Raw genomic sequence first — 465 nt, 5'->3', positions numbered from 1 at the left:
ATGGCGATGCCGGTGGGCGGCATGGAGCCGTCGTCGGTGGCCACCCCGCCGACCCTGGCCTCGCAGAGGTAGAGGTTGAGCCAGGAGCCGTAGGAGGTGAGGCGGCTGATCGCCTCCATCTTGGCCGGGGTCTTGTCCAGGAAGTTCTCGATCTGCGGCGTGCCCTTCTCCAACTCGCCGCTGAGCCGCCCCAGCTGCCGGATGCTGTCCTTGAGGGGCCTGCGGCCGTCCTGGAAGAGGTCCGCGGTGACGGTCGTCAGGGCGCCCATGGCGGTGACGGCCTCACCGAGCGGTCTGCGGTCGCCGGAGAAGCCGGAGACGAGCTTCTCCAGGGTGACCACGAGGTCGTCGAACCCGGCCTCCCGGTCGTTGACCGTCTTCAGGACCGTGTTGAGGTTCTTGATCACCTCACCGATCACCTGGTCCTTGGCCGCGACGGTGCTGGTGAGCGAGCCGACGTGGCGC

The 465-nt window shown here is 68.4% G+C and carries 1 protein-coding gene; it reads right to left on the bottom strand.

Going from position 1 to position 465, the window contains the following annotated elements:
- Positions 1 to 465 (bottom strand): MCE family protein (locus RNB18_RS51630; RefSeq protein ID WP_311721012.1); only part of this gene is annotated, 465 nt, incomplete at both ends.

It is taken from the genome of Streptomyces doebereineriae, from assembly GCF_031845645.1.
GTDB lineage: Bacteria > Actinomycetota > Actinomycetes > Streptomycetales > Streptomycetaceae > Streptomyces > Streptomyces canus.
This window is presented reverse-complemented; position numbering and strand designations above follow the sequence as displayed.